The sequence below is a fragment of the Allobosea sp. P4_C6 genome (assembly GCF_056402015.1).
On the sequence record NZ_JBFUIF010000265.1, the window covers coordinates 1 to 1,131 of the forward strand.

A 1,131-nucleotide genomic window follows, 5' to 3' on the forward strand; every position below is an offset into this window, starting at 1 on the left:
GCTCAGGCGGGCCAAACCTGCCTTCTGTTCTGGCGTATCGGCCGCCTACTCGGGGCCTTCGCGTATGTCGGCCGGCTCAACTGGAAAAAAACCTTTAGGCTGCTGGCTAGGGGCACGATGCCAGCGTTCCAGCGCCAGTGTATCGCTCACTGCGCAATTAAGGTTCCGGCCTCTGATAACAATTCGCTCGCAGCGGATACCAGTGCTTGCGGAGGGACCATCTCCTCCTGAAGATGCCACTCGACATAATCTCGCGGATACCCTGAACGCTCCATCAGCATTGCAACCCAATCGCGACCTGGAAAAGCTGCATTCATGCGCAGCGCCAAATCGGGTCCATCGGTGGTCGGATCTAGGGGATCCATGCGTGTGTCGTGCGTCGCGCTCAATGCTTCGCTCCGCCACTAAGCGTCTTGCGACGCAGCGCGGCCTCAACAGCATTAACAGAAGCGCCAGCTCCACGAACCGCTTCTTCAAGCTGTGCGTGGGACACGCCGAACTTGTCGGTCCAATAACGCGCCTCATAGTCCTCGCACAGATTGATGAATGATCGGTCTTGCGGGCCGCAATTTTTCTTGTCGTCTGCCATTTTGGGCCTCCTTGCGGCGATTCAATCGACCAGGAAGCTTCAGGTTCCGGTGGCTCCCGTTTCTCAGCCAATTTTAGAAGCGGAACCATTTCGCGAGCCGCGCGTAGAGGAGCCCGGACAGTGCAGCGGGCGGTTTCTATATGGCCCGCATGTTGAATAGGGGGCCAGTGATCGATGCGAACGAACGAAGCGAACCCTTTCGCCATTCTTGAAGATCCGGGCGCTATGGCGCGGGCCGAGTCGGCCTGGGCAGCAGCTTGGAGCTATGTTGAGCACGGCGTGCCGGCTGGAGATCAGGAGCGCCAGAGCCAGCGCATGAAATTCGTCGTCGCGTCTGTTGCGCTCGGAACAGACGATCCACGGGAGATGGCGAACAAGGCGATCCAGCGGTTTCTGAAGGAGACCCGCACGCGCCGGCCATAAACTGAGCCGCTAGAGCCGCGGTTTGGGCTGCCAAATCTCGACATCCAGAACAGCCGGACCGGAACGCTCTCGTGCGCTTCGTCCTTTGCGAGCCGGTTTCGGAAGCTCAATAGCGGCAG

General features: G+C 59.3%; 3 protein-coding genes. 1 reads left to right on the plus strand and 2 read right to left on the minus strand.

All coding sequences use genetic code 11. The features are described from left to right. Positions 1-146: 146 nt before the first annotated feature. A complete protein-coding gene (locus AC1DVA_RS28530; protein WP_476808149.1) occupies positions 147-365 on the minus strand; it encodes a hypothetical protein in 219 nt (72 codons plus the stop codon). A gap of 20 nt (positions 366-385) precedes the next feature. Continuing rightward, a complete protein-coding gene (locus tag AC1DVA_RS28535; RefSeq protein ID WP_476808150.1) occupies positions 386-589 on the minus strand; it encodes a DUF3606 domain-containing protein in 204 nt (67 codons plus the stop codon). Between the two features lie 174 nt (positions 590-763). On the opposite strand from AC1DVA_RS28535, the gene AC1DVA_RS28540 reads away from it, so the two are divergent. Then, positions 764-1,012, plus strand: coding sequence for a hypothetical protein (locus tag AC1DVA_RS28540; protein WP_265055356.1), 249 nt, complete (start codon positions 764-766; stop codon positions 1,010-1,012). Positions 1,013-1,131 lie beyond the last annotated feature (119 nt).

Coding starts and splice junctions, on each gene's coding strand:
- AC1DVA_RS28530 (WP_476808149.1), bottom strand. CDS start 365: ATGGATCCCCTAGATCCGACCACCGATGGACCCGATTTGGCGCTGCGC.
- AC1DVA_RS28540 (WP_265055356.1), top strand. CDS start 764: ATGCGAACGAACGAAGCGAACCCTTTCGCCATTCTTGAAGATCCGGGC.
- AC1DVA_RS28535 (WP_476808150.1), bottom strand. CDS start 589: ATGGCAGACGACAAGAAAAATTGCGGCCCGCAAGACCGATCATTCATC.